This window comes from Siccirubricoccus deserti, assembly GCF_014283215.1.
GTDB classification, from domain to species: Bacteria; Pseudomonadota; Alphaproteobacteria; order Acetobacterales; family Acetobacteraceae; genus Siccirubricoccus; species Siccirubricoccus deserti.
In genome coordinates this window covers 25,817-52,502 of sequence record NZ_JACOMF010000006.1, presented here as the reverse complement: position 1 = coordinate 52,502, position 26,686 = coordinate 25,817, and the positions used below count along the sequence as shown (strand labels likewise).

26 protein-coding genes are annotated in these 26,686 nt (G+C 70.3%); 15 read left to right on the top strand and 11 right to left on the bottom strand.

What is annotated here, in order from left to right; genetic code table 11:
* Nucleotides 1–14 precede the first annotated feature (14 nt).
* The 6 genes from H7965_RS07335 to H7965_RS07310 all read left to right on the top strand — a co-directional run bounded on the left by H7965_RS07335 (nt 15) and on the right by H7965_RS07310 (nt 6,302).
* Entirely contained in the window at nt 15–1,514 is a 1,500-nt protein-coding gene (locus H7965_RS07335) for a tripartite tricarboxylate transporter permease (RefSeq protein WP_186769915.1), read from the top strand.
* Nucleotides 1,515–1,618: 104 nt separating this feature from the next.
* Complete coding sequence (locus H7965_RS07330; protein WP_186769914.1) at nt 1,619–2,377, top strand: SDR family NAD(P)-dependent oxidoreductase; 759 nt, start codon at nt 1,619–1,621, stop codon at nt 2,375–2,377.
* Nucleotides 2,378–2,499: 122 nt separating this feature from the next.
* Nucleotides 2,500–4,179 (top strand): hypothetical protein, encoded by a 1,680-nt coding sequence (locus H7965_RS07325; protein ID WP_186769913.1) that lies wholly within the window; start codon nt 2,500–2,502, stop codon nt 4,177–4,179.
* On the top strand, nt 4,164–4,490 hold the full coding sequence (locus H7965_RS07320) for an antibiotic biosynthesis monooxygenase family protein (RefSeq protein WP_186769912.1): 327 nt from the start codon (nt 4,164–4,166) through the stop codon (nt 4,488–4,490). The genes H7965_RS07325 and H7965_RS07320 overlap by 16 nt, the downstream gene beginning before the upstream one ends.
* 97 nt (nt 4,491–4,587) lie before the next feature.
* On the top strand, nt 4,588–6,078 hold the full coding sequence (locus H7965_RS07315) for a hypothetical protein (RefSeq protein WP_186769911.1): 1,491 nt from the start codon (nt 4,588–4,590) through the stop codon (nt 6,076–6,078).
* Between the two features lie 71 nt (nt 6,079–6,149).
* Entirely contained in the window at nt 6,150–6,302 is a 153-nt protein-coding gene (locus H7965_RS07310; RefSeq protein ID WP_186769910.1) for a hypothetical protein, read from the top strand.
* A gap of 38 nt (nt 6,303–6,340) precedes the next feature.
* Here the strand turns inward: H7965_RS07310 and H7965_RS07305 are convergent, their stop codons facing one another.
* Nucleotides 6,341–6,529 carry a hypothetical protein gene (locus tag H7965_RS07305; protein WP_186769909.1) on the bottom strand — a complete coding sequence of 63 codons (189 nt, stop codon included), beginning with the start codon at nt 6,527–6,529 and terminating at the stop codon, nt 6,341–6,343.
* Between the two features lie 246 nt (nt 6,530–6,775).
* Here H7965_RS07305 and H7965_RS07300 point away from each other — a divergent pair, with 246 nt between their 5' ends.
* Nucleotides 6,776–8,419, top strand: coding sequence for a Na+/H+ antiporter (locus H7965_RS07300; protein ID WP_186769908.1), 1,644 nt, complete (start codon nt 6,776–6,778; stop codon nt 8,417–8,419).
* 200 nt (nt 8,420–8,619) lie between these two features.
* On the opposite strand, the gene mscL is transcribed toward H7965_RS07300, so the two are convergent.
* Entirely contained in the window at nt 8,620–9,072 is a 453-nt protein-coding gene (gene mscL, locus H7965_RS07295) for a large conductance mechanosensitive channel protein MscL (protein WP_186769907.1), read from the bottom strand.
* A gap of 115 nt (nt 9,073–9,187) precedes the next feature.
* Here mscL and H7965_RS07290 point away from each other — a divergent pair, with 115 nt between their 5' ends.
* Nucleotides 9,188–9,589 carry a VOC family protein gene (locus H7965_RS07290; protein WP_186769906.1) on the top strand — a complete coding sequence of 134 codons (402 nt, stop codon included), beginning with the start codon at nt 9,188–9,190 and terminating at the stop codon, nt 9,587–9,589.
* 228 nt (nt 9,590–9,817) lie between these two features.
* A complete protein-coding gene (locus H7965_RS07285) occupies nt 9,818–10,408 on the top strand; it encodes a hypothetical protein (RefSeq protein ID WP_186769905.1) in 591 nt (196 codons plus the stop codon).
* 4 nt (nt 10,409–10,412) lie between these two features.
* Here the strand turns inward: H7965_RS07285 and H7965_RS07280 are convergent, their stop codons facing one another.
* The 3 genes from H7965_RS07280 to H7965_RS07270 all read right to left on the bottom strand — a co-directional run bounded on the left by H7965_RS07280 (nt 10,413) and on the right by H7965_RS07270 (nt 13,322).
* A complete protein-coding gene (locus H7965_RS07280) occupies nt 10,413–11,717 on the bottom strand; it encodes a TRAP transporter large permease (protein ID WP_186769904.1) in 1,305 nt (434 codons plus the stop codon).
* A 3-nt stretch (nt 11,718–11,720) separates the two neighbouring features.
* On the bottom strand, nt 11,721–12,254 hold the full coding sequence (locus H7965_RS07275) for a TRAP transporter small permease (RefSeq protein ID WP_186769903.1): 534 nt from the start codon (nt 12,252–12,254) through the stop codon (nt 11,721–11,723).
* Between the two features lie 96 nt (nt 12,255–12,350).
* Nucleotides 12,351–13,322: a TRAP transporter substrate-binding protein gene (locus H7965_RS07270; RefSeq protein WP_186769902.1), complete on the bottom strand. Its 972-nt coding sequence runs from the start codon at nt 13,320–13,322 to the stop codon at nt 12,351–12,353.
* 233 nt (nt 13,323–13,555) lie between these two features.
* Between H7965_RS07270 and H7965_RS07265 the strand changes: the two genes are divergently transcribed.
* Nucleotides 13,556–15,268 carry a sensor histidine kinase gene (locus H7965_RS07265; RefSeq protein WP_186769901.1) on the top strand — a complete coding sequence of 571 codons (1,713 nt, stop codon included), beginning with the start codon at nt 13,556–13,558 and terminating at the stop codon, nt 15,266–15,268.
* Here the strand turns inward: H7965_RS07265 and H7965_RS07260 are convergent, their stop codons facing one another.
* From H7965_RS07260 to H7965_RS07250, 4 genes are all read right to left on the bottom strand, one after another.
* Nucleotides 15,269–16,246 carry a TRAP transporter substrate-binding protein gene (locus H7965_RS07260; RefSeq protein ID WP_186769900.1) on the bottom strand — a complete coding sequence of 326 codons (978 nt, stop codon included), beginning with the start codon at nt 16,244–16,246 and terminating at the stop codon, nt 15,269–15,271.
* Nucleotides 16,247–16,329: 83 nt separating this feature from the next.
* Nucleotides 16,330–16,461, bottom strand: a complete 132-nt coding sequence (locus H7965_RS30785; RefSeq protein WP_261394101.1) for a hypothetical protein — start codon at nt 16,459–16,461, stop codon at nt 16,330–16,332.
* Nucleotides 16,462–16,923: 462 nt separating this feature from the next.
* A complete protein-coding gene (locus H7965_RS07255) occupies nt 16,924–17,361 on the bottom strand; it encodes a CBS domain-containing protein (protein WP_186769899.1) in 438 nt (145 codons plus the stop codon).
* A gap of 141 nt (nt 17,362–17,502) precedes the next feature.
* Nucleotides 17,503–19,293, bottom strand: a complete 1,791-nt coding sequence (locus H7965_RS07250; protein ID WP_186769898.1) for a glucan ABC transporter ATP-binding protein/ permease — start codon at nt 19,291–19,293, stop codon at nt 17,503–17,505.
* A 282-nt stretch (nt 19,294–19,575) separates the two neighbouring features.
* Between H7965_RS07250 and H7965_RS07245 the strand changes: the two genes are divergently transcribed.
* The 4 genes from H7965_RS07245 (at nt 19,576) to H7965_RS07230 (ending at nt 23,625) form a co-directional block, all read left to right on the top strand.
* Complete coding sequence (locus H7965_RS07245; protein ID WP_186769897.1) at nt 19,576–20,595, top strand: Bug family tripartite tricarboxylate transporter substrate binding protein; 1,020 nt, start codon at nt 19,576–19,578, stop codon at nt 20,593–20,595.
* A 63-nt stretch (nt 20,596–20,658) separates the two neighbouring features.
* Complete coding sequence (locus H7965_RS07240) at nt 20,659–21,648, top strand: Bug family tripartite tricarboxylate transporter substrate binding protein (RefSeq protein WP_186769896.1); 990 nt, start codon at nt 20,659–20,661, stop codon at nt 21,646–21,648.
* Between the two features lie 4 nt (nt 21,649–21,652).
* Nucleotides 21,653–22,633, top strand: a complete 981-nt coding sequence (locus H7965_RS07235; protein ID WP_186769895.1) for a Bug family tripartite tricarboxylate transporter substrate binding protein — start codon at nt 21,653–21,655, stop codon at nt 22,631–22,633.
* 5 nt (nt 22,634–22,638) lie between these two features.
* On the top strand, nt 22,639–23,625 hold the full coding sequence (locus tag H7965_RS07230) for a Bug family tripartite tricarboxylate transporter substrate binding protein (RefSeq protein WP_186769894.1): 987 nt from the start codon (nt 22,639–22,641) through the stop codon (nt 23,623–23,625).
* Nucleotides 23,626–23,637: 12 nt separating this feature from the next.
* Here H7965_RS07230 and H7965_RS07225 read toward each other — a convergent pair whose 3' ends face one another.
* The gene (locus H7965_RS07225) at nt 23,638–24,369 is read right to left on the bottom strand and encodes an aspartate/glutamate racemase family protein (RefSeq protein ID WP_186769893.1); all 732 of its coding nucleotides are present in this window, start codon (nt 24,367–24,369) and stop codon (nt 23,638–23,640) included.
* Nucleotides 24,370–24,480: 111 nt separating this feature from the next.
* Nucleotides 24,481–25,404: a TauD/TfdA family dioxygenase gene (locus tag H7965_RS07220; RefSeq protein ID WP_186769892.1), complete on the bottom strand. Its 924-nt coding sequence runs from the start codon at nt 25,402–25,404 to the stop codon at nt 24,481–24,483.
* 117 nt (nt 25,405–25,521) lie between these two features.
* Between H7965_RS07220 and H7965_RS07215 the strand changes: the two genes are divergently transcribed.
* The gene (locus H7965_RS07215) at nt 25,522–26,655 is read left to right on the top strand and encodes a M20/M25/M40 family metallo-hydrolase (RefSeq protein WP_186769891.1); all 1,134 of its coding nucleotides are present in this window, start codon (nt 25,522–25,524) and stop codon (nt 26,653–26,655) included.
* Nucleotides 26,656–26,686: the final 31 nt, after the last annotated feature.

Here is a 26,686-nt window from a genome sequence, read left to right as displayed (position 1 = left end):
GGGACCAAACGGCCATGGATTTACTCGGCAATCTGGCGCACGGCTTCTACGTCGCGCTCAGTTTCCAGAACCTGCTCTTCGCGCTGATCGGCGCGCTGATCGGCACCGCCATCGGTGTGCTCCCGGGCATCGGCCCGGTGGCCACCATCTCGCTGCTGCTGCCGATCACCTTCGGACAGCCGGCGACCACCGCCATCATCATGCTGGCGGGCATCTACTACGGGGCGCAGTACGGCGGTTCCACCACCGCCATCCTGCTGAACCTGCCAGGTGAGATCAGCTCGGTCGTCACCACGCTCGAGGGCTACAAGATGGCTCGCAACGGGCGGGCCGGCGCGGCGCTGGCGACCTCGGCGCTGGCCTCCTTCTTCGCCGGCACGGTGGCGACCGTCGTCGTCGCCGGCTCCGGCCCGCTGCTCACCTCGGTGGCGCTGTCCTTCGGACCGGCCGACTATTTCTCGCTCATGCTGCTCGGCCTGATCATCTCGGCGGTGCTGGCGCAGGGCAGCGTGCTGAAGTCGATCTCCATGGTGGTGCTTGGCGTAGCGCTCGGCCTGGTCGGCACCGACGTGCAGACGGGGCAGCAGCGCTTCACCTTCGGCGTGCCGGAACTGTCGGACGGCATCGGCTTCGTCGCCCTCGCCATGGGCATGTTCGGCATCGCCGAGATCATCCTGAACCTGGAGCGTCCGGAAGCCCGGAGCGTGCTGAAGACCAAGGTCGGCAGCCTGTTTCTGACCCGCGAGGAGTTCCGCCGGGCGACGCCCTCGGTGCTGCGCGGAACTGCGGTTGGCACCTGCCTCGGCATCCTGCCGGGCGGCGGCGCGTCGCTCTCCTCCTTCGGCTCCTACATGATGGAGCGGAAGGTTTCGAAGAACCGGCACCTGTTCGGCACCGGCGCCATCGAGGGCGTGGCCGGGCCGGAAGCGGCCAACAACGCCGCGGCGCAGACCAGCTTCATCCCGCTGCTGACGCTCGGCATCCCGTCCAACGCGGTGATGGCGCTGATGGTCGGCGCGCTGATCATCCAGGGCATCCAGCCCGGGCCGCGCATGGTGGAGGCCCAGCCGGACCTGTTCTGGGGCCTGATCTGCAGCATGTGGATCGGCAATGTCATGCTGCTGATCATCAACCTGCCGATGATCGGTATGTGGGTGAAGCTGTTGCAGGTGCCCTACAAGTTCCTGTACCCGGCGATCCTGGTGTTCTGCTGCATCGGCTCCTACTCCATCAACAACAACGTCTTCGATGTCTACATGACGGTGTTGTTCGCGGTGTTCGGGGTGGTTTGCAGCAAGCTGAAGATGGAGCCGGCGCCATTGCTGATCGGCTTCGTGCTCGGCCCGATGATGGAGGAACACCTGCGCCGCGCCATGCTGCTGAGCCGTGGCGACCCCATGGTGTTCGTGGAGCGGCCGATCAGCGCGACCATGCTGGCCATCGCCTCTGTCGCGCTGATCGCGATGCTGCTGCCCTCCTTGCGCAAGGGCAAGGAAGCGGCGATGGCGGGCTGAACCCCGCCACCCGCGCGGACAAGGAAGCCGTCCCGGTTCGCCGGGGCGGCTTTTCTTTTGCCGCCGCGCGCCGCAGGCTGGCGTCTCCAGCCGGGAGGCCCCTCATGGATATGCAACTCACCGGGCGTGTCGCCCTGGTCACCGGCGCCTCCGCCGGTCTCGGCCGCACCATCGCCCGGATGCTGGCGGAGGAGGGCTGCCGCCTCGCCATCCTCGCCCGCCGCCGGGCGCTGCTGGAAAGCCTCGCCGCCGAGTTGCCGCAGAGCGCCGAGCCGCTGATCCTCACCGAGGACATCACCGACACGACCGCCGCGCCGCGCATCCGCGACGCCGTGCTGGGCCGCTTCGGCCGCTGCGACATCCTGGTCAACAACGCCGGCGGCAGCCGCCCGCAGCCGCCGGGCGAACTCGGCGAGGAGGCGGTCTGGCAGGAGGCGATGGAGTTGAACTTCCACGCCGCCCGCCGCATCACCCACGCCCTGGTCCCGGCGATGCAGGCGGCGGGCTTTGGCCGCATCATCAATCTCACCGGCCAGGACGAGCCGCACAACGTCAACCCGGCGAATGCGCCGAACGGGGCGACGCATATCTGGGCCAAGGCGTTGTCGCGCCAGCTCGGCCGGCACGGCATCACGGTGAACTCCATCCCGCCCGGCCGCATCCATTCGGAGCAGATCGACCTGCGGGTGATGCCCGACGAGGCCAGCCGCCGCGCCTGGGCGGAGAAGGAGGTCCCGGCCGGCTACATCGGCCAGCCGGAGGATCTCGCGGTGCTCGCGGTGTTCCTTGCTTCGCCGCTGGCGCGCTACATCACCGGCCAGGTGATCCATGTCGATGGCGGCACCCGGCGTTACAGCCACTGACCGCGGCCGACCGCTGGCTCCCTGCCTGCGACTCACAATCTCCTGATCAGCGTGCAACCAGGGGCTGCACGACAATTGCCGAAAGCGTGGCATAGCTCCCGGCCAGTCGGAGGGCGATGCGGATGTCCCGCTGGATGGCGGTCTCGCTGGTGAGCCTGGCAGTGGTGGTGGCGGCGACCTCTCCCCTGCTCGGTGTGCCGGTGACCGGCAATCTGGTGGGGCGGAAAGCCGATTATGCCCTGATGACGCTGCACCTGCTGGATGAGAGCTTCAGCCCTAACAACCCCTGGCCGCGCTGGCTCCTCGACGGGCATGGCGGGTTGGGCGCGGCCACCTTTTTCGCCGATGCGCCGGCCGCCTGGTGGGTTGCGCTGGCGGTGAAGCGGCTGCTACGGCTGAACGTCCAGGACGCGCTGACCCTGTCGCTCGCCGGCTGGCGGCTGCTTGGCCTGCTGACCACCTGGTTGTGGCTGCGCCGGCACCTGCCCTCGCGCCCGGCACTGGCCGGCGCCGCACTCGGCGCACTGCTGCCCTATGGCGCGCTGATCGATCCCTGGATGCGCTTCGCCTATGCCGATACCGCGGCGCTGGCACTGCTGCCCCTGCTGCTACTCACCCTGGAACACGCGGCGGAGCGGCCGTGGCGGCAGGGACTGCCGCCGGTCGCCCTGGCGACGGCGGCGCTCACCCTGACCAGCCTGCCATTGGCAGTGCTCGGGGCCTATTTCGGCCTGATCCATGCGTTGGCCCATGCCTTGGCGGGCAACGGGCGGCGCGGGCTGCTGCCCGGACTCGGCGGCGGGCTGGCCGGGGCGGCGCTCGCCGCCTGCTTTCTGCTGCCGGCCTATGGGCTGGCGCCGGCCATCCACGCCGCCAGCCTGTCCGCCGAGCCGTGGCGCCACGACCTGCTGTTCTACAGCCCGGCGCGCGAGCGGCTGGCGATCATCTGGTTTGTACTGCTGGTCACGCTGGTGCTTGGCTTGGCGCTGCTGCCGGTGCTGCGCCAGGCGGGCGGTCTGGCGCCGCGGCTGCGGCTGGCGCTGCCGGCAATGCTGTTCGCCAGCTTCGCCCTGGCGACCGCGGTATCCCTGCCACTCTGGCCGGTGCTGCCGGGGCTGTCGCTGGTGGCCCGGCCCTGGCGGAGCGGCGGCTTCCTCTCGCTCGCGGTCACCGGCCTCGCGGCAATGGCGCTGGCCGCCGGGCTGAGGGGGCGGGAGGCGCTGGGAACCGGCCTTGGGCTGGCAGCGCTGCCGCTGGGCTTCCTGCTGGCGCTGCTGGCCTTCGGCAACCCGCACTGGTCGCGCTTCATGCCGGCGGCGCCGCGTCTCGCCATGGCCCGGCTGCAGCCGGGTGCCTATGCGGTGGCGCATGTGCCCGCAACGGCCGCGGCGGCCGGCTGGGCGGAGAGTGCCGGCGGCCTGATCCCGCCGCATCCGAAGCCGCCGATGCCGCCAGGCACCACACGGCTGCGCGACGGCTACCTCATCGCCGCCGCCGAGGGCCGCTTCGCCCTGCCGCAGTTCTGGTTTCCGGCCTGGGCAGCCTGGGACACCCATGGCCGGGTGCCAGTCGCCGCCACGCCGGACGGCTTCGTCGAGGTGCTGCTGGACCGCCCGGCGCGGCAGTTGCACGTGCGCATTATCACCACCGGCTGGGAAAGGGCCGGCTGTGCGGTCAGCGGCGCCACGCTGCTGCTGCTGCTGTTGATCGCCGCCGATGGACGGCGGCGTGCCAGGCTGACCGGGCCGGCCGCCCGTGGTTCCGGCCTGTTCCAGGGAGACCGCCGATGTTCATCGCCATGAATCGCTTCCGCGTCGCACTCGATGCTGGGCCGGCGTTCGAGCAGCTCTGGACCACGCGCGACAGCCAGCTGCGCGCGGTGCCGGGATTCGTCGAGTTCCATCTGCTGCGCGGGCCGGAGCGGGAGGATCATCGCCTCTATGCCTCGCACACGATCTGGCGCAGCCGAGCGGATTTCGAGGCATGGACCCGATCCGAGGCGTTCCGCCAGGCGCATCGCAATGCCGGCGGCACCCGGCCGCTCTACCTCGGCCATCCGGAGTTCGAGGGGTTTGAGGCAATCCAGACCATATCCCGCGCTTCGGTTGAGTAATATGCACATTACCCAAAGCAACTAGATTACTTCGGCAACGAAAATATCCTAGTCTTCGGCGGATGGCGCGGGATGCTGCGCCAACTGGGAGGCCGGGGTGTCCAACTTCTATTCGAATTTCTACGCTGATTGGCGCGGCGCGAAGTCGGCCTTCTTCAACTCCGGGCTGACCGGCGCGGATGTGCCGCCTGATTTCGTCATGATGATCAACCGGGGCGCCGACCTCGGACCATCGCTCAAGGCCCTGGACGCCGCGACCACCTTCGAGAAACGGGCGAAAGCCCTGCCTGCCGTGATGCGGGCCCTGGATGAATACCTCCGCGAGGTCGCCAGCGCCCGCAAATCCACCGCTTCGCCGAAGGGCGACAAAGCCTTGAAGGCGCTGCAACGGGCACTGGAGGAGATCTGGCGCGGGGCGGAGCAGGCGGCGCAGCCGCCGCGGCCGACCGGCCAGATGGTGGCGGCCTATCGGCTGCGCAGCTTCAACCTCGCCGCCGGGGTGAAGCCGCAGTTCCTCAAGCTTGACCCGATCCCGGTCGAGGTCGAGGTCGAGGTGGACAAGGTCTTCAAGCAGTTGATCGACAGCGGCCAGGTCGGGCTCCGGGCCGAGCATCTCGGCAATCTCGCGAAGGACGAGCTGGACAAGCTGCGCGACGCCTTCCGCGACACCATCGCCAAGGTCGACGCCACCATCAAGAAGAACCCGACACCGGAGATCATCGAGGCCAAGTCGAAGGAAGCCAACGAAGTCCTCAAATACTACGGAAAGCTGGTCGAGGACCGGGTGAACCTGGTGGTCCAGCAGGAATGGAAGCGCTACCTGCAGAGCAAGCAGGATCTGAAGGACTTCCAGGTGAAGACCACGACCAAGGTGGTGCTCGGCACCATCGGCGTGGCCGTCGCCGTCTCCTCGGCTGCGCTCAGCTTCGGGACGGCCTGGATGAACATTCTCGCCGCGGTGAAGGGCATCGCCGACATCGGCAAGACGCTGAAGACCTACAGCGAAGATATCGACAAGACCTATGGCAAGCTGCTCGACGACCTCGCCCATGTTGACAAGCTGAACCAGCAGCGCGAGGTGGCGAAGAAGAAGGGCGAGGGTCAAAAGGCGTCCAAGGCGGCCCAAATGGGCAAGGAGGTGGTGGCCGGCATCCTGCCGATCACCAAGGACATGCTGAAGGCGACCAGCGCGATCGAAGCCCGCTGCCAGCAATTCTCCGGCCAGGTGTCCAAGCTGGAAAGCCAGGCCGATGCGCTGTCCGGCCGGATCGAGATCATCACCAAGAATCTCTCCGGCCTGCCCGACCGGATGCTGAGCACCGAGCAGATCAACCTCGGCCGCCGCATGGGCAAGACGGTGGCGACGCTGATGGAGGAGCTGGCCGAGCTTTGCCGCCGCGCGAGGAATGCCGCCGCCTTCTCGGAACGGGCGAAGAAGGCGGTCGCCAAACTGAAGCGGGAGGATAGCTGGACCGGCGGTCTGGCGGAAAGGCTCACCGGCCTCGGCACCAAAGGCGTGGCGGTCTACGGCGCGGTCAATTTCATCTATGCATGCGCCACGGCCGGCAAGGCGCTGATCGCGATCTGACCACGGCTAGCGCAAGGCGCATCGGCCCGCGTCAGGCCTGTTTGCTTCATCCTCGTTGAGGGGGCGGTGCGATGCTGGTGCGGGTGGTCCTGGTGGCGGCGGGCGCGCTGGCGGCGGTGTTCGTGGCGCGCGACGCGCCGAATTTCGGGGTGGTGGAGGCGATGGTGGGCATCGCCCTCATCGCCGACGTGGTGGCGGTGCTGGAGCTGATCAGCCGGCGCTGAGGGCTACAGCGGCGTCACGCTCCGGGGGCGTGGCGCGATCAATCCCCGGGGCGCTCGGCCGGCACCAGCCCATCCGGCGAGACCACCACGCCGGACCCCGCCCCGCCGCCATGCTTGCCGCGCACCGCGACATGCACCACCGCCGGCCCGGCCCGCTCCACCGCTGCGGTCACCGCGCGGGAGTAGGCATCCAGCAGAACCTCGTCCTCCAGGATCGTGTCGAGCATTGCAGGCGATCAGGCGGTTGGCCGCAGCACCCTGCCGCAACCCCGCCATCCGGCCGAGCGCCGGGCGCGCTTCGCCCGCTGAACACCTGGGCATGTCATGCATGGCCCTCCGGGATGCGGAAGCGGCGCCCTTCCCACCCGCCGCCCCTTCGGGAGAACCCCCTGTCGCGTCGGTGCTTGCGACAGTTCGGGCATGGCCTGCGAACAGCCGTGTACGCCCGGTCCGCGGGCGCCCTAGAAACTCGCATGGCATTCACCGAGATCGTTCTGCTGCTGATCGCCGCCTGCATCGGCTTTGCCGTCCTGGCGCGCCGGCTGGGGGTGCCCTACGCCGTCATCCTGGTGCTCGGCGGCATGGCCCTGGCGCTGGTTCCCGATGTGCCGGTGGTCCGGCTCGACCCGGAATTCGCGCTCGCCTTCTTCCTGCCGCCGCTGCTGCAGGCCAGCGCCGTCCGCACGGATTGGCGGGCCTTCCGCAGCAACCTGCGGCCGATCCTGCTGCTGGCGGTGGGCGCGGTGATCTTCACCGCCTTCTGCATCGGCGCCGTCGCCCGCTGGCTGGTGCCGGAGATGCCCTGGGCCGCCGCCCTCACCCTCGGCGCCATCGTCGCCCCGCCCGATGCGGTGGCCGCCGCGGCGGTGCTGCAGCGGCTGCGATTGCCGCGGAGGATCGTCAGCGTGCTGGAAGGCGAGAGCCTGATCAACGATGCCTCCGCCCTCGTGCTCTACAAGCTTGCGGTCGGCGCGGCCATGGCCGGCGGCACGCTGGCCGCGGGAGGTGGCGTGCTCACCTTCCTGGCGCTGGCGGCGGGCGGCGTCGCCATCGGCTGGGCGGTGGCGCAGGTCACGCTCTTCGTGCTGCACCGGCTGAATGATGTGATGCTGGAGACCACCACCGGCTTCCTTGCCGCCTATGCCGCCTACCTGGCCGGGGAGGCGGCGGGGGTCTCCGGCGTGCTGGCGGTGGTGACGGCGGGGCTGCTCTTCGGCCCGGCGCAGCACACGCTGATGTCTCCACAGGCCAGGCTCGCCGGCACTGCAGTGTGGGGCTTCGTCGAGTTCATCCTGAACAGCCTGGTCTTCGTGCTGATCGGGCTGCAGCTCAACCAGGTACTGGCGCGCATCGGCGACCGCGGCGCAGCGGAGCTGGCCTGGCTGGCAGGGGTGATTTCCGCCACGCTGATCCTCTCGCGCTTCCTCTGGGTCTTTCCGGCCAGTTGGCTGCCGCGGATCACCGCGACCAAGGACGGCGCGCTGCCGCCGACAGGGCGGGAGGCGACCATCGTCGCCTGGGCCGGCATGCGCGGCGTGGTCAGCTTGGCCACGGCCCTCGCCCTGCCGATGGATTTCCCGCAGCGGGACCTGATCGTCTTCCTTGCCTTCTGCGCCATACTGGCGACGCTGGTGCTGCAGGGCACCACCCTGGAATGGCTCATCAAAACGCTGAAGGTCGCGCTGCCGCACCATGACGGCGGGATCGACCCGACCGAAGCCGAGGCGCGCAGGGCGATGGCCCAGGCGGCGCTGGCGGAGGTCGAGAGGCGGCTGGACGATCCGCTGGAAGGCGCCATCGCCGCCGACATGGTGGCGGAGTTTCGTGACCGTGCCGGGCATCTGCACCGGACCGCCGCCAATCGCGGGGCGGCGGCGGCGGAACGCGCCGCCCGCCGCCGCATCCGGCTGGCGGCGCTGGAGGCGGCGCGCCGCAGCCTGCTGTTCCACCATGCGACCGGCGCGCTGGACAGCGAGGGGCTGGCCAGGCTGGAGCGCGCCCTCGATCTTGAGGAGCAGCGCATCCGCCAGGTGTTGGGCGATGAGCGGACCGCAGCGCAGAAGGCGGCCGACGCGATGCGGCGCCGGTCGCTGCTGCAAGTCTCCGGCCACGCCTAGAGCAGCCTCCGACCTGATGGATCACGGCGTGATCCATCAGGTCGGAGATGTGCTGCTCTAGTTGTTGTATTTTCTAGAGCAAGAGATCCGATCAGGTGACTCCACCTGATCGGATATTGCTCTAGAGAGGATCGCGGTGGGGCGTGACTCCGCCCTGCAACAACAGGCTATAGCGGATTGCCGCGGGGCGGCATCCTGCCCTACTTCGCGCGCTGCGCCTTCAGCTCGTCGCGGATCTCGGCGAGCAGCTTCTCGGTCGGCGTTGCCACCGGCGGCGCCTTGCCGAGCTCGTGCAGCCGCAGCCGCGACAGCGCCTTCACCACCCAGAAGATGGCGAAGGCCACGATCAGGAATTTGATGACGGTGTTGATGAAGCTGCCCACCGCCAGCACCGCCGCGCCGCCCTCCCGCGTCGCCGCCAGCGAGGCGCGGCGCTCGCCGTTCAACACCACGAAGACGTTGGAGAAATCCACGCCGCCGATGATGAGTCCGATGAACGGGTTGATCAGATCCTCGACCAATGAGGTGACGATGGTGGTGAAGGCGGCACCGATAACGAGTCCGACCGCAAGGTCCACCACGCTGCCGCGCATGATGAAAGCCTTGAACTCCTGCAGCCAGGCAGGCTCCCGCAAGGAGATGGGCGATGCCATGGATCGATGCCTCCGATATGGACGATTGATGGCTGCCGACCGGCCCGAATGGCGTGTGGCCGGTGCGGGGGACCCGACTCTTGTGCCCGAACCGGCGCCGGGGTGGAATCGGCAAATGACCCCACCGCCCGGCTTCGCTCAGCAGATCACCTTCCTGTATGCCGAGGATCCGGCCCCATGCCGGCGCTTCTACGCCGAGACGCTGCGACTGCCGCTGGTGCAGGACCAGGGTGGCTGCGCCATCTATGCGGTGGGCGGCAACCGCGGCTTCGTCGGCATCTGCCAGGCCCGTGGTCCGCGCGAGGTGACCGATCCGCGACGGCAGGGCGGCGTGGTGCTGACCCTGGTCAGCGAGGCGGTGGAGGAATGGCATGCCTGGCTCACGGCCCAGGGCATCGCCACAGAAGCACCGCCGGTCCGCGCCGCCATCGGCATCACCCACATCTTCTTCCGCGACCCCGCGGGCTACCTGCTGGAGATCCAGCGCTTCGAGCGGCCAGACTGGCCGCGGCCGTAACACGGGTCAGCGGACCGCGCCGACAACCCGAAGGTCGTTCCACCGAAGCGATTGCTGCGTGGTGGTTGCTACGCACGGGCATCTCCGTTTCGCGTGAAGTCGCCCCGGCCATTTTCGCTTGACTCCGCTGCGCCACTGCGAACGCAACTAAATTGGCGCGAAGGCGTTCCGGTCGCCGTGGGCAGACCCGCGGCAGCGGAGGCCCCCGAACAGACACGGAGAATGGGAATGAGCTGGAAACTGGTCGGCGCAGCTGCCATGGCCCTTGCAGTCGCCGCCTGCGGCACCAACAGCCAGGATCGGACCACCGGCGGCGCTGCGGCGGGTGCGGCAACCGGCGCGGGCATCGGTGCCCTGGGCGGGCCGGTCGGGGCTCTTGCCGGGGCGGCGATTGGCGGCGGTGCCGGCGCCGTCGCCGGCGCCACCACCTCCCCCAGCGACGTCAATCTTGGCACCCCGCCCTGGAGCAATCCGGAAGTGCGTACCCCGATGGACGACCGCCGCCGGGGTCGTGCCAGCAGCACCCGCCGCGGCCGGGAATCCGCGGAAGCCCGGCGTGAGCGCCTGTCGGAGCGGGACCGTGCCTATATGGGCGGCGGGATGGTCGGCACGCCGTCCGGCACCGGTACCGGCATGGCACCCTCCCCGAGCACCGGTACCGGCACCAGCATGGCACCGGCCCCAAGCGCCGGCAGCGGCACCGGCATGACCACCGGCAGCAGCACCGGCATGACCCCGAGCAGCCCGCCCGGCACGGTGACCAGCGGCACCGGCGGCACCACCTCCCCCGGCAGCAGCGCGCCCAGCGCGCCACGCTGACGCGTCAGCGCGACAGCAGATAATCCGGCAGCCCGGTGACAAGCGTCACCGGGAAGACGGTGCAGAGCGCCACTGCCACCACCAGCATCAGGAAGAAGGGCAACGAGGCGAAGGCGACCTCCATCTGCTCCTTGCCGGTCATGGTCTGCATGACGAACAGGTTGAAGCCGACCGGCGGGGTGATTTGCGCGAGCTCTACCAGCAGGACGATGAAGATGCCGAACCACACCAGGTCGAAGCCCGCGGCCTGCACCAGCGGGATGACGATGGAGGTGGTCAGCACGATCATCGAGACGCCGTCGAGCGCGGTGCCGAGCAGGATGTAGACCAGCGTCAGGATGGCGATCAGCCCATAGGGGCCGAGATCGAGCGCCACCACGCTCTGCGCCAGCGCCGCGGGAATGCCCGTCAACGCCATCGCCTTGGTGAGGAAGGCGGCCCCGGCGAGGATGAACATGATCATGCAGGAGGTGCGCGTCGCAGCCGTCAGGCTGTCAAGGAAGTTGCGCACCGTGAGGGTGCCGGTCAGCCCCGCCATGACCAGGCTGCCGAACACGCCGAAAGCCGCCGCCTCGGTTGCCGTCGCCAGGCCGAAGATCATGCTGCCGATGACGCCGGCGATGAGCAGCATGCAAGGGATGAGCTGGGCGCTCTGGCGCAGCTTCATGCCGAAGGACTGCCGCGGCTCCGGCGCCGGCTGCTTCGAAGGGTTGAGCAATGCCCAGACCACGATATAGGCGCTGAACAGGCCCATGACGATCGCGCCCGGAATGAAGCCGGCGATGAAGACCCGGATGATCGAGACCTCCGCCGCCACGGCATAGACCACCATGATGATCGATGGCGGGATCAGGATGCCAAGCGTGCCGGAGGTGGCGAGGCTGCCGATCGCCGTGCGCTCGTCGTAGCCGCGGCGCTTGAGCTCCGGCAGCGCGATCTTCGAGATGGTGGCGCAGGTCGCCGCCGAGGAGCCGGAGACCGCGCCGAAGATGCCACAGGCCAGGATGTTCACATGTAGCAACCGGCCGGGGATGCGGCGCATCCAGGGAGCGAGGCCGTTGAACAGCTCCTCCGACAGCCGGGTACGGAACAGGATCTCGCCCATCCAGACGAACATCGGCAGCGCCGCCAGGGTCCAGGAGCCGGTCGACTCCCAGAAGGCGGAGGCGAGGAACAGCCCCGGGCTCGGATGGACCATCACCATGGCCACGTAGCCGACGGCGGCGAGCGACATCGCGATCCAGAGGCCGGCGCCGAGCAGCAGGCAGAGCAGGACCAGCAGCAGCAGCGCGAGGGTCAGCAGATCCATCGCTCAGACCTCCGCCGAGAAGTCGCCGGCGGCGGCGCGTTCCTCGGCCGCCGCGACATAGCCGGGCTTCGCGCCGCGCAGCACCGCCACCAGCTCGTCCAGCACCGCGATCAGCAGCAGCGCTGAGCCGGCCGGCATGGCGATCTTCGGAATCCACAGCGGGATGGGCACGGTGCCCTGCGCCACCTCCTCGATCTCGTAGGAGAACAGCATGTCCTGGAAGGTCCACCAGGTGATGTAGGCCAGCAGCACCGCCGCCAGCAGCAGCACCCCGGCCTCCGCCCAGCGCCGCACGCCGGATGGCAGGCGGTTGACCAGCATGCCGACGCGGATCAGCTCGCCGCGCCTGAAGGTGGCGGCCAGGGCGAAGAAGGTGGTGGCGACGCAGAGATAGGCGCTGACGTCATCCGCCGCCGGCAACTGCATCCGCATCTCGCGCAGCACCACCTGCGCCATCATCACGCCGAAGATCGACAGCAGCGAGAGCGCCGCGAGGCCGGCCCCCGCCGCATAAAGCGCATCAAGGCAGCGACGCATGCGCTCAGCGCCCGTGGCGAGGGCGCGAGGGAAGGCCCGCAGACATCATTGATCCTACTCCTGACAGCTCGGCCCGCGGGCGCTCCTCGACACGATTCAGCCGGCGCGGTAGGCGGCGAGGGCCTTCCTGCCATCCTCGCCGGCGCGGCCGACCCATTCCTCCGCAATGGTGTTGCCCACCGTGGCCAATCCGGCAAGCAGTTCCGCCGATGGCGGCGCGATGGTCATGCCGCGGCTGCCGAGCATCGCCTGCGCTGCCGCGCCGGCCTCGTCCGCCGCCATCCAGCCGCGTGCCTCGGCCCGGGACGCCGCCTCGCGGATCGCGGCCTGCTGCGCCGCCGGCAATGCCTCCAGCGCCCGTCGCTGGATGAAGACGGTGTTCATCGTCCGGGTGAAGCCGATCGGGGTGAAGGTCTTGCAGAAGTCCCAGGCCTGGCTGTCGACGCCGGTCTGCGCGCTGGTGACCATCACATTCACCACCCCGGTGGCGAAGGCCTGCGGAATCTCGGCCGCCTGCACCAGGGTGGGGGTCGCACCCACCAGGGTGGCGAAGCGGTTGGTCATGACGTTGAAGGTGCGCATGCGGCTGCCGCGCAGCGTCTCCAGCGTCGGCACCGGCAGGTTGGTGTAGAGGCCGGAGGGCGGCCAGGGCACCTCGTACAGCACCGTCAGCCCCTGCCGGGCGAAGCGCGCCTCGACGTAGGGCTTCGCCAGGGTGCGCAGCTTGCGCGCCTGCTCCGTGCTGGTGGCGAGCTGCGGAATGCTGTCGATCTCGAAGAACGGATCCTCATTGCCATAGGCGCTGACCAGGATCTCACCGATCTGCACCTGGCCGGTCTGCACCCCGCGCTTGATCTGCGGCATCGGCAGCAGCGCGCCATTGCTGTGCAGCTGGACCTGTACGCCGGCGGCCTGGGCGACCTCATCGAGGAAGCTTCGCAGGTTGCGGGTATGGAAATTCCCGTCCGGATAGGCGCAGGCAGCCTGCCAGCGGGTCTGCGCCCGGGCTGAGGCAAAGGACGCAAGCGTGGCGGTGGCCGCGAGCGCCGCGCGCCGGGTGAAAGCCATTCGGAAGCCCCTCGTTTTGATGCTTGGCATGAACCATGCGCCGCGCGGTTTGCGCCACGCAAGGGGCGGGCGGATGCGGACTGGCGCTGCTGCCACGAGTCTGCCTGTCTTGCCGGCAGGCGGTGCCCATGCCTCGACCACCGCGGGAATGCCATGGATAATTTGTATCAGATCCCGTATCTCACTCGTCAATGACGAAGGCCGCCAGGATCAGCGGGCCAGGAGATCGCGTTATGAACCGCGCAGCAGCCCGTGTGGCGAGCGCCGCGACGGCCGGTCCACCGGCCGCCATGCCGACTCTCCGCGCCCTGCTGATCCTGCTGGCCGCCGCCGTGTCGCTGCCGCTGCTGGCGCTGGCCTCGCTCGCGATCTGGCAGGGGAACACCGCGGCGCGGGCGCGGGCCGAGGACCAATTGCAAATGCAGGCCGGCGTGCTGGCCCTGGCCGTCGACCGCGAATTCGCAGCCGCCACGGCGATCGTCCGCACTCTCGCGGGGTCCGTCGCCCTCGCGCGGGGTGAGTTCGGGCGGTTCCGCGACGAGCTCGAGGCCGCGGCGCGACAATGGCCCGGCGCGATCATCGGCCTCACCGGGCCGGACGGATTCCTGAGCATGACGACCCGGGTGCCGATGACGGTGCCGATGCCCATGCTCATGAGTACGAATACCGCCGCGCGCCAGGCGCTGACGACCGGCCGCACGGAGATCTCGGACCTCTATCAGGGGTCGGTCAGCACGATGCCGCAGGTCGCCGTCGCCGTGCCGGCGGAGGTCCGTACCGATGGCAGGGAGCCGGCGCGGCATGCGGTGAGCATCGTCCTGCCCTACCAGACCTTCGTGCCCATCCTGGCCGGCAAGGGCATGCCCCCGGGCTGGGCGGCGACATTGGTTGACCGCCAGGGCCACGTCGTCGCCCGCAGCGAAGCGGCGGAGCAGCATGTCGGGCGTACGCCGATGCGGCCTCTCCTCACCGCCATCGCACGAAGTGACGACGGCGTGCTGCGGGCCGAACGGCGCAATGGCGGCGGGCGCGTCGTGATCGCCTTCGCCCGCGCGCCGGACAGTGGCTACGTGGCCGCGGCATCGCTGCCCGAGGCCATCTTCTCGGCCTCGCTGCGCCAGGCGCTGATGCAGCTCGCGGCCTGGGGGCTGCTGCTGACCCTCATCGGGGTCGGCCTCGCGGTACTGCTCGGCGCCCGCATCGTCGCGGCGATCCGCGCGCTGTCGGCACCCGACCGGCGTGCGCCCGGCACGCCGCGGTTCCGCGAGGTGGATGAGATCGCCTCCCGCCTCGCCGAGGCGGAGCGCTGGCGCGTGCTGCTGATGGCGGAGATGAACCATCGCGTGAAGAACACGCTGATGACAGTGCAGGCGCTTGCCGCGCAGACCCTGAAGAGCACCAGCGGCCACCCCGAGCGGTTCCCGCATGAGTTTGGTGCCCGGCTGGCGGCCCTGGCCCGGGCGCATGACCTGCTGACCGCCACCGGCTGGCAGGCCACCGACATCGGCGCCGTCGTCGCGGCCGGGCTGGAGCCTTGGCTCACCGGGCCAGCCCGGCAGATTCGCGTCAGCTACGGAACCAATTTCCAGGTCGCCCCACGCCAGGCGCAGGCGCTGATCGTGGCGCTGCACGAGCTCGCCAGCAACGCCGGCAAATACGGCGCGCTGTCGGCGCCCGGCGGCTGGGTCAGCCTCCACTGCGGCGAGGCGGCGGACGGCACTGCGGCGATCGACTGGGCCGAGACCGGCGGCCCGCCGCTGGTCGGCCCACCGGCCCGGCGCGGCTTCGGCTCCCGCCTGTTGGAGCGGGCATTGCCGAACGACCTGGGGCCGGGCGCCACGGTGGCGGTGCTGCACGAGCCGGGCGGGCTGCGCGTGAGCATCCGCTTCATGCCGCTGGTGCCGCCCGCCAGCCTCGCCCCGCCGGAGCCGGCCGTGGCGGCGTGATCAGCCCGCCTTCAGCGCATTCACCAGCTTGCGGCCGTCCTCGCCGGCCTTCTGGATCCACTCCTCGGTCATCGTCGCGCTGATCCGGTTGAGCCCGGCCACGACCTCCGGCGGCAGGGTGCCGATGGTCATGCCGCGTTCGGCCAGCCGGCGCTGGGTGCTCTCCTCCGCCTCCCGCGCATAGCCCCAGCCCCGGTCCTCGGCCCGCCTGGCGGCGGCCAGCACCGACTCGCGGTCGGCGGGCGGCAGCCCCTCCAGCGCGCGGCGGGAGATCATCACGGCGTTCTTGGTCATGGAGAAGCCGGCCGGGGTGAACACGCGGGCGTAGTCCCAGGCGGAGGTGTCGACGCCGGTCTGGGCGCTGGTGACCATGGCGTTGCAGATGCCGGTTGCGAAGGCCTGGGCCAGTTCGGCCTGCTGCACCAGCACCGGACTGGCCTCGATCAGCGCAGCGAAGCGGTTGGTCATCGGGCTGAAGGTGCGGAAGCGGCTGCCCTTGAACACGTCCAGGCTGGCGACCGGCACCTGGGTGTAGAAGCCCGCCGCCGGCCAGGCGACGGTGTAGAGCAGCGAGACGCCCTGCCGGGCGAAGCGCGCCTCGATGTACGGCCGCTGCAGTCCCGCCAGGCGGCGGGCACCGGCAAGATCCGGCACCAGGAAAGGCACCGCATCGGCATCGAAGAACGGATCCTCATTGGCATAGGCGGTGAGCAGGATCTCGCCCATCTGCACCTGGCCGGTTTGCACGCCGCGCTTGATCTGCGGCATCGGCAGCAGGGAGGCATTGCTGTGCACCTGGATGGTCAGCCGCCCGCCGGTGGCCTGTTCGATGTCGGCGGTGAATTCGCGGATGTTGCGGGTGTGGAAATTGCCGTCCGGATAGGGGGTGGCCATCTGCCAGCGGGTCTGGGCCAGCGCGGCGGTGCCGGCCAGCAGCGCCGGCGCGGCGAGCAGGGCGCGGCGGGAAAGCTGCGTCATGGTGAAGCTCCCGGTCATTGTGCGTAATGAGTCATGCGCAGAACGCTGTGGCACGGCAAGAGGGGGCAAGGCCGCAGCCCACCCTACGCCGCGCGATAGGCCACGATCAGCTTGCGGCCATCCTCGCCGGCCCGGCTGATCCATTCCTTCGACATCGTCCGGCTGAGCGCGGCGAGGCCGGCCAGCAGCTCCGGCACCCGCCACCCGATCCGCATGCCGCGCCCGGCGAGGCGGGCCTCGTTCAGGCCGAAGGCAGGCCGGGAGCAGGCTCTCGCCGAGCCGCACCTGGTCCTGCTGCACGCCGCGCTTGATCTGCGGCATCGGCAACAGGCTGCCGTTGATTTGCCTCTGCACCCGGCCGGCGGCCGCCGTGGCACATCGACGATGAACTCGCGGATGTTGCGAGGCGGTAGCTGCCTCGGCAGAGGGCGCCGCCATCTGCCAGCGGCTGCGCCTGGGCGGGCGGGGGAGGAGCGGCAGGACGGCGGCACCCAGCAGGCGGCAGAAATCGAGGCGCACGGCTGTCCATCCTGGACCGATTTCGTTCCGGGCGGAACACGCATTGCACCGGGCGCCGGCCGCAAGAGGCTCCATCGCGCTGGTTCGGGCTGCCGCCCTGGCTCCGGTCGCCCGCGGAGCAGCGAGCAGGTCGCCCAGCCGAGGCCGCGCCGCGACGCCTACCCGGCCGAAACCACGTAATCCTTCAGCGCCAAGGCCTCCTGCTCCGCCTCCTCGATGCGCGCCTTCACCAGATCGCCGATCGAGACCAGGCCGATCAACTGCCCGGTGGCATTCAGCACCGGCAGGTGCCGCACCCGGTGGTTGGTCATCAACGACAGTGCCTCGGTCACCAGCGTCTCCGGCCGCACCGTCACCAGCTCATGCGTCATGAACTGCGAGGCCGGCAGGCCGGTGGTGCCGGGGCCATGCCCGGCCATGCCGCTGACGATGTCCCGCTCGCTGATGATGCCGAGCAGCGCGCCGGCCGCATCGCGCACCAGCGCCGCGCCGATGCGGTGCTGCGACAGCGTGCGGGCAACCTCGAGGACGCTTTCCTCCGGCCGCACCGATACCACCTCGCTACCTTTCCCCTTGAGGATGGAGCTGATGATCATGCGTAACCTCCCTGGGCCGGGGGCACATGGCACGGGGCGGCCAGCGAGCCGCGGCCTAGGCCGGCAGGCTGCGCCCCCGCCGTGCCGGAAAGCAAGCAAAAGCGACCGGACCGAGAAGAGTTGCGGTTGGGCCCGGCCCGGTCATTCCGCCGCCTTCACCGCCGCCGCTGCCGGCACCGCCACATCGGTGTTGAGCTGGGTCCGCACCAGCTCGGCGAAGCGGCCGCCCTCGCGCACCAGCGCGTCGAAGCTGCCGCGCTCGACGATGCGGCCGCCCTCGAACACCAGGATCTCGTCGGCGTCGCGCACGGTGGACAGCCGGTGGGCGATGATGAAGGTGGTGCGCCCGGCCATCAGCGCCTTCAGCGCCCGCTGCACCCGCGCCTCGGTGGCGGCGTCGAGCGCACTGGTCGCCTCGTCCAGGATCAGGATCGGCGGATCCTTCAGCAGGGCGCGGGCGATCGCCAGCCGCTGCCGCTGGCCGCCCGAAAGGCTGGAGCCGCGCTCCCCTACTTGGGTGTCGTAGCCGCGCGGCTGACGGATGACGAAATCATGCGCCTCGGCCATGCGGCAGGCGGACTCCAGCTCCTCCTGCGTTGCCTCCGGCCGGCCGACCAGCAGGTTGTCGCGGATGGTGCGGTTGAACAGCATGCTCTCCTGGAACACGACGCCGGTGTTGCGCCTCAGGCTTTCCAGCGTGATGTCGCGCAGGTCGTGGCCGTCGACGGTGATGCGGCCCTCCACCGGGTCCCATAGCCGTTGCAGCAGCGCCATGGCGGTGGATTTGCCGGCGCCGGTCTGGCCGACCAGGGCGATGGTGCGGCCGGGCGGCGCGACGAAATCCACATCGGTCAGGATGCGCGACCCGCCGGGGTAGGCAAAGGCCACCCGCTCGAACGCCACCGCCCCCTCGACCCGGCCGAGCGCCAGCGCGCCGGGCTTCTCCGGTACGCTGCTGGTGGCGTCCATCACCTCGAAGAATTCCTGGATGGCCGGGGCCTGGAACACCAGCCGTGAGACGAAGGCCACCGCCCCCTCCAGCTTGCCGATCAGCAGCGTGGCGAAGCCCATGAAGCTGACGATCTCGCCGACCGTCGCCTTGCCGTCCAGGTGCAGCACGGTGCCGAGGACGAAGATCGAGATGGTGGTGATGGTGCTCGCGGCCCGGGTCAGGACATTCACCACGGCCCACCAGTTCAGCACCGGGAATTGATGGTCCAGCACCTGGCGGACGATGTCGCCGAACATCCGGGCTTCGCTGCTGAGCCGGGTGAAGGACTGCACCACCATCACATTGGCCAGCGCATCCTGGGCATTTCCGGCTAGGCGGGTCTGGAACCGCTCCACCTCGCCCTGCGCCGCCTCGGTCTTCTGGATGACGAAGGCGGTGATGACGCTGAACACCACCACCAGCCCGATCAGCAGCAGCGACAGGCGCCAGTTCATTGCCAGCGTCAGCGGCAGCAGAATCAGGATGGCGACGAAGGTCGACATGTGGTCGCGGAAGAATGACAGCCACATGCTGAACAGGTTGTCGGAGCCGACCAGCATCACCTTCATCAGCCGGCCCGACTGCACATCGCCGTGGAACGACAATGGCAGCGCGATCACATGCTCGAAGAAGCGATGCATGGCGGCCAGCCGGTTGCGGTGCGCCATGCGGTCGGCCAGCAGCGAGACGGCGACATTGGCGCCGATGCCGGACAGCCCGACCGCGCCCCACAGCGCCAGCAGCGCCAGCGCCTGCTCCCACACCGTGCTGCGCGGCATGCTGAGGGAGTGCGACAGCACATCGACCACCCGGCCGAACAGCACCGGTTCCAGGAACAGCAGCCCGGCCAGCGCGGCATTGGCCGTGGCCAAACCGATGGCAACCCACCGGTCCGCCGCCAACAGCCCAAGTACCCGTCCGTAAAGCCTGGTAAAATGCATCCGGCGGTCCCTGCTTGCCTTCCGGCCCGGCGTGGGCCGGTGCCGCGACGTTGCCTGCAGCGGATTGCGCTCATGTCTGAACGCCAATCCACCGCAGCCCGCTGCTTGTAGAGCGGATTCACGCTCCGAGGTGGTCGCGCCCCTCCGCGATCCGCTCTAGCTTCCCCCGCATGCCACCGGCAAGGCTTGCCTGCCGCCCCCATGGTGCGGCAGGAATTGGGAATGATCGGCAAACGGGGGCGTGAGTTCCCCAAGGCTGGGGAGCGACCAGGAATGAGTGACATGTTCGGGCCTGCGGGCGGTGCCACGCGGCGGCAGATGCTTGCAACCGGCCTCGGCCTCATGGCGACCGCCGCCATCGTCCCGGGGGCGGCTGCCCAGGGCGGCGGCGCCACGGCGGGCGGCCCATGGCCCTCCCGGCCGATCCGAATGATCGTTCCCTTCCCGGCCGGCGGGACCACCGACCTGCTGGCGCGGATCATGGCGGATGGGCTCGGCACCCGGCTCGGCCAGCCGGTGGTGGCTGAGAACCGCGGCGGCGCCGCCGGCGTCATCGCCGCCGAACAGGCGGCGCGGGCGGAGCCGGACGGCTATACCCTGATGTTCGCCTCGATCGGCACCGTCGCCATCCTGCCGCACCTGCACGCCCGGATCAATTGGCGGCCGGAGGACCTGGTGCCCATCGTGCTGTTCGCCGATGTGCCGAACGTGGTGGTGGTGCGCGCCGACAGCCCGCTGAAGACTCTCGCCGACCTGCTGGCCGCGGCCCGCGCCCGGCCGGGGGAGCTGAGCTACGCCAGTTCCGGCATCGGCAGCAGCCTGCATCTCTCGGGCGAGATGCTGAAGGCGCAGGCCAATGTCGACATCCTGCACGTGCCCTTCCGCGGCGGCGCCGACAGCGTCAACCAGCTGCTCGGCGGGCGGATCGACCTGTCGGTCAACAACCTGCCCTCGGCCATCGCCCTGCTGCGCGGCGGCCAGGTGCGGGCGCTGGCAGTCACCAGCCCGGAACGCACCCCGGCGCTGCCGGACGTGCCGACGGTGGCCGAAAGCGGCCTGCCGGGCTTCGACGCCACCGCCTGGTTCGGGCTGCAGGCGCCGCGCGGCACGCCGCAGCCGATCATCGACCGGCTGAACGCCGAGGTGCGGAGCCTCTCGGCCGAGCCCGCGGCAAAGGCCAAGGCGGATATGGTGGGCGCCCGGCTGCGCGCCGGCAGCATCGCCGATTTCGCCGCCTTCTGCGAGGCGGAGAACGTCAAATGGGCCGAGGTCATCCGCCGGTCCGGTGCCAAGGTGGATTGACCGGGTGGACGGACCGACCCGTTAGCGTGCTAGGTTTCATCAAACCGGGGAAACTGCCACGTCATGCTGACTCGCCGCGCCGTCCTTACCGCCACCGCCACCCTGCTCGCCGCGCCTGCCGCGAAGGCCCAGTCGGACTGGCCGAACCGCACCATCCGCCTGATCGTGCCCTTCGTGCCGGCCGGCACCACCGACATCGCCGCCCGCATCCTGGCCGAACGCCTGACCCAGCGGCTCGGCCAGCAGGTGGTGGTGGAGAACCGGGCCGGCGCCGGCGGCAACGTCGGCTCCGACGTCGTGGTGAAATCCGATCCGGATGGCTACACGATGCTGATGGGCACGGTCTCCTCCGGCGCCATCAACTACAGCCTCTATGGCGCCAAGATGCCCTACAAGCCGGAGGAGCTGGCCGGCTGTGGCCTCATGCTGCAGGTGCCGAACGTGATCTTCGTCACCAACAGCCTGCCGGTCCGCACCCTGAAGGAGCTGGTGGACTACGCCAAGGCGAATCCGGGCAAGCTGAACAACGGCAGTTCCGGCGCCGGCACCTCGCTGCACCTGACCGGGGAGCTGCTGAAGACCGTCGCCGGGATCCAGATGCAGCACGTGCCCTTCCGCGGCTCGGGCCCCATGCTGCAGGAGGTGATCGCCGGGCGGATCGAGGTGGCGGTGGACAACATGCCCTCGGTCATCGGCCATCTGCGCGATGGAAGGCTGCGGCCGCTGGCGGTGACCACCAAGGCGCGCAGCCCGGCGCTGCCGGACGTGCCCACCACCGCCGAGGCCGGCTTTCCCGATGTCGAGGCGACCGCCTGGTTCGGCCTGCAGGTGCCGGCGCGCACCCCGCGGCCGATCATCGACCGGCTCGGCGCCGAGATCGACGCCATCGTGAAGGAGCCGGCGACGCGGGCGAAGATCATGGACCTCGGCGGCATGGCCCCTGGGCTGACGCCGGATGGCGGCACCACGCCCGCGGCCTTCGAGGCCTTCATCAAGGCCGAGATCGCCAAATGGGGCGAGGTGGTGCGGAAATCCGGCGCGACGGTGGAATAGCGCCATGCGCCGCCGCAGCCTGCTCGCCCTCCCCGCCCTGCTCCCGGCGGCGGCGCTTGCCCAGGCGGAGTGGCCGAACCGCCCCATCCGCCTCGTCGTTCCCTTCACCCCGGCCGGCACCACCGACCTGACCGGGCGGCTGGCCGCCGAGCTCCTGGGGAAGCGCCTCGGCCAGCCGGTGGTGGTGGAGAACCGGCCCGGCGCCGGCGGCAATGTCGGCGCCGAGTTCGTCGCCCGCGCCGAGCCCGATGGTTACACCATGCTGCTGACCACCATCGGCACCGGGGCGATCAATTTCGCCGTCTATGGCGACCGCATGCCCTACCGGCCGCAGGACCTCGCCGCCGTCGGCCTGCTGATGCGGGTGCCGAATGTGCTGATGGTGCCGCCCGGCTCCACCGCCCGCAGCATCGCCGAGCTGGTGGCGCTGTCGAAGCGCCAGCCCGGCGGGCTGAATTACGGCACCGCCGGCATCGGCTCCTCGCCACATGTCTGCGGCGAGCTGTTCAAGCTGATGACCGGGGCCGAGATGACCCATGTGACCTATCGCGGCAGCGCGCCGATGCTGACCGAGCTGATGGCCGCGCGGGTCGATGCCGGGATGGACAACATCCCCTCCGCCCTGGCCTTCATCAAGGACGGCAAGCTCCGGGCGCTGGCCACCACCGGCGCCAGGCGCAGCGCCGTGCTGCCGGATGTGCCGACCTTGGATGAGGCCGGGGTGAAGGGCTTCGAGGCGACCGCCTGGTTCGGCGTGCTGGCCCCGGCGGCAACGCCGAAGCCGGTTATCGCCCGGCTGGGGCGGGAGCTGGATGCGGTGGCGCGCGACCCGGGATTCCGCGCCCGGATGGCGGAGCTGGGCGGCGAGCTGCCGGCGCTGACGCCGGATGGCGGCACCGCCCCCGAGCCTTTCGAGCAATTCCTCGCCGCCGAGCGGATGAAATGGGCGGAGGTCGTGCGCCGCAGCGGCGCCAAGGTGGAGTAGAGCCGATGCACCGCCGTTCCCTGTTGCTGACCGGCCTCGCCACCCCGCTGGCAATGCCCGCGCTGGCGCAGGACGGCTACCCTTCGCGGCCGATCCGGCTGCTGGTCGGCTACCCGCCGGCCGGCACCACCGACATCGCCGCCCGCCTGGCGGCGGAGCGGCTGACGCCTCGGCTCGGCCAGCCGGTACTGGTGGAGAACCGGCCCGGCGCCACCGGCAACATCGCCGCCGAGATCGTCGCCCGGTCCGAGCCGGACGGCCATACGCTGCTGACCTCCAACATCGCCACCACGGCAATCAACTACAGCCTCTTCGGCGACCGCATGCCGGTGAAGCCGGAGGATTTTGCCGCCCTCGGGCTGCTCACCAAGGTGCCGAACCTGATCTTCGTGCATCCCTCGGCGCCGGTGCGGAACGTGGCGGAGCTGATCGCCCTGGCCAAGGCGCGGCCGGGGGCGCTGAACTACGGCAGCGCCGGCAGCGGCGGCAGCCCGCACATGACCATGGAGATGTTCAAGACCCGCACGGGGACGAACATCAACCACGTGCCCTTCCGCGGCGCCGGGCCCATGCTGGTCGAAGCCGTGGCCGGGCGGCTGGACTGCGGCTGCGACAACATGCCCTCGGTCATCGGCCATGTCCGGGACGGCAGGCTGCGGCCGATCGCGGTGACCAGCCGCGGGCGTGCCGCGGTGCTGCCAGAGGTGCCCTCGTTGCATGAGGCCGGGCTGACGGATTTCGAGGCGACCGCCTGGTTCGGCCTGCAGGCGCCGGCCCGCACCCCGCCGGCGGTGGTGGCGCGGCTGGGGCGGGAGATCGACGCCGTCACCCGCGATGCCGGCTACCGCGCCCGGCTCGCCGAGCTCGGCGGCGCGCCGCCGGGCCTGACCGAGGGCGGCGGCACCTCGCCGGAGAGCTACCAGCGCTTCATCACCGAGGAGATCCGCCGCTGGGCGGAGGTGGTGCAGGCCTCCGGGGCAAAGATCGACTGAAGCAAGGCGGCCTTACCCTCGCAGCAGCGCCGCCAGTGCCGGAGCCACCCCGCCGGTCTCACGTCCCCGCGCCGCGGCGAAGCTGCCCTGGCGCGGCTTCGGCAGGCGAAGGCTGACCAGCATCTCCAGCAGCCGCACCCCGCAGGCGATGCCGTCCAGCAGCGGCACCGGGCTGTCCGGCTGCAGCTTCGGCGCCATGCCGGCCAGCGCCGCGCCGCCCAGCACCACCGCATCGGCGCCCATCCCGACCAGCTCGGCGAGGCCGGCCTGCAGCTTCCGGGCGACACCCTCCGGGTCGCGCACCGCCTCCTGCGGAGTGGCGTCGACGCTGGCCAGCCCGGCCAGCCGCGCCGCCAGCCCGTGCTGGGCAATGCGCTCGCGGTAGGTTTCGGTGCTGCCGAAGGTGATCAGGCCGAAGCGCCCGCCGGCGAGACAGGCGGCGAAGCAGGCCGCCTCGGTCATCGCCACCACCGGGCAGGGCATCATCTGCCGCGCTGCCTCCAGCGCGGTGTCGTGGCTGACCGCCAGCAGCACGCCATCCACCTGGCCGGCGTGCACGGCCAGCAGCTCCAGCAGCGCATGGCCGGCGATGATGTTCTCGGCGCGGGTGGCAATCACCGCCGGACCGAAACGCGGGGTGGCGGGGATGATCTCGGTGCCGGGGCTGGCGGCCTCCCGCGCCGCCGCGGCGCAGAGCGCGGTGATCGCCTCGGTCGTATTCGCATTCGCCACCAGCAGCCGCATCGCTTCCGTCCTCGCTTGCCCTGCGCAGCTGCCGTAGCGCCGCATTGCACCGGTCGCGTGCTTCGCGCCTTCGGTTGTTCCAATCTCAGGCGATCACGCTCCGGCGGCGCCTCAGCCGCCGACCATGCCCGTGGCCACCGGCATGCCGCCACGCGGCGCGCCCGCCGCGGTCTCGCCGAACACCGGCCGGAAACTCTCCGGCAGTGCGCGCGAACCCGGCATCGCCAGCCAGAGCCGAAGCAACTGCCGTTCCGCCGCGTCGGAGGTCGCCGCCTCGCCGGCACTCACCTGCTTCCAGACGAGATGCGGGTTGTAAAACAGCAGATCGCCGGCATGCAGGGGGATGGACAGCGCCTGGCCCGGCGCCGCCGCCGTGGCGTCCAGCGCCGCCAGCGCCGCCTGCTGCGCGGCGTCGAGCGCCGGCTCCAGCATCGCGTCGCGGTCATAGCGGCCGACGAAGGCGCCGCTCGCCGTGCTGAACACCGGCAGCGACAATGGCTCCTCCGCGCCGAGGTGCGGCAGCGGCTGGTGCAAGGTGGCCAGCGCCGCGCGATCCAGCTTCATCAGCGCATTGTGCAGCGCCGGGGCGGAGACCAGCGTCACCATACCGCCCTCGCGCGGCTGCTGCAGACAGAGCAGCGCCACCGCATCGGCGGGATCGGCATGGAAGCGGGTGGGCGCCTCGGCGGCGGCGCCGGGGCCGGCGAGGCGGCCGATCAGGCTGCCGGTCGCATCCTGCGGCAGGGCGGTGCCAAGCTGCTGGCAGAGCAGCAACAGCGCCGCCCCGGCATCCGGCAGGCGGTCGAGGTTAAGGCCGCGCAGCAGCACGAAGCCGCGGCCATGCTCCAGCCGCTCGGCAACCTGGTGCAGCAGCGGCGTGAGCCGGAGCAGCCCTGCGCCATCCTCGGCGAGGGCCGCAGCCAGGTCGGCCGCGATCTCGGCGCCGACCGGCAGCATCCAGTCCGACGGGGTGAGCGCGGCACCGGTCCAGATGGCCGGCCCGGCCTGGGGGGTGAGGCGGGGGGGTGGGGTCATGGGCGACAGATTAGCAGCACCGCCCCCTCTGACGCATCAACCGCATCACCGGGGTTGTAGCCAGGTGCCGGAGGCGCGAGGCTCACCACTCGACCCGCGCCAGGAGGCACTTGCAACATGACCGCGCCCGTCCTCGATCTGCCATTCGACGCCGAGGCGATGATCCCCGGCCTGCGCCGCTGGGTGGAATGCGAAAGCCCGACCTTCGATGCCGCCGCCGTCGCCCGGATGATGGATGTCGCCGCGCGCGACCTGGCGCTGCTCGGCGCGCGGATCGGGACCATCCCCGGCCGCATGGGCTGCGGCCCCTGCGTACGCGCCAGCTTCCCGCATCCGAATTCGCAGGAACTCGGCATCTTGGTGATGGGGCACCTCGACACCGTCCATCCGATGGGCACGCTGGAGCCGCTGCCCTTCCGGCGCGAGGGCAACAAGCTCTTCGGTCCCGGGGTCTATGACATGAAGGGCGGCAACTACATTGCCGTGGAGGCGATCCGCCAGTTGCTGAAGGCCGGCATCGCCACGCGCCGGCCGGTGACGGTGCTGTTCACTTCGGATGAGGAGATCGGCAGCCCCTCCACCCGCGACCTGATCGAGGCGGAGGCGGCGCGCCATGCGGTGGTGCTGGTGCCGGAACCGGCCCGGCCGGATGGCGGCGTCGTCACCGGCCGCTACGCCATCGCCCGCTTCAACCTGCGCACCACCGGCAAGCCCAGCCATGCCGGTGCGCGGCTGGCGGATGGCCGCAGTGCGATCCGCGAGATGTGCCGCCAGGTGGTGGCGATCGAGGCGATGACCAATGAGGACGTCACCTATTCCATCGGCGTCATCCATGGCGGGCAGTGGGTGAATTGCGTCGCCACCTATTGCGATGCCGAGAGCCTCTCCATGGCCAAGCGCCAGGCCGACCTCGATGCCGCGGTGGAGCGGATGCTGTCGCTGCGCCCCACCGGCAACGACGTGCAGCTGACCGTCACCCGCGGCGTCACCCGCCCGGTATGGGAGCCGGATGAGCGGGTGATGGCGCTGTACGGCACTGCCCGCGGCATCGCCAGGAGCATCGGCTTCGACATTGCCCACCAGAGCGCCGGCGGCGGCTCGGACGGCAATTTCACCGGGGCGATGGGCATCCCGACCCTGGATGGGCTTGGGGTGCAGGGCGCCGGTGGGCATACGCTGGAGGAGCATCTGCTGATCGACAGCCTGGTGCCGCGGGCGAAGCTGCTGGCCGGGCTGTTGCAGGTGGCGTGAGCGGTCCGGGCCGGCGGTGCCGCCGCCGGCC